Here is a 272-nt window from a genome sequence, read left to right as displayed (position 1 = left end):
CGGCGCAGCGTCGGATACTGATAGAGCAGAGCATGCCATTTCGGAGATTCGAGTAACTGCTGCCAGATTGGTTCTAGATCGCTTGAATCGGCATCGTGTTCGGTAGCGAGAACATTTGCAAACACCAGACTGGCCTCTGCCGACAACAACTGCATACGAGCGGCGGCACCAAGCAAACGCGGACTCGCTTCAGCAGGAGCGTCACAGCAATAGAGCACAGTCTTCGCGAGACTTGCGTCGTCGGTTCGCAGCGCGCTCAGTGAAGCGCCACG

The 272-nt window shown here is 57.0% G+C and carries 1 pseudogene; it reads right to left on the bottom strand.

Annotated features, from left to right (window positions below):
• A pseudogene (locus tag SB822_RS57190) lies at nucleotides 1-272 on the bottom strand (3-deoxy-D-arabino-heptulosonate 7-phosphate synthase); the annotation flags it as partial.

The organism is Paraburkholderia sp. SIMBA_054 (assembly GCF_046534875.1).
GTDB classification, from domain to species: Bacteria; Pseudomonadota; Gammaproteobacteria; order Burkholderiales; family Burkholderiaceae; genus Paraburkholderia; species Paraburkholderia hospita.
The sequence above is the reverse complement of the archived record's forward strand: the minus strand, read 5'-3'. Positions and strand labels throughout refer to the sequence as shown.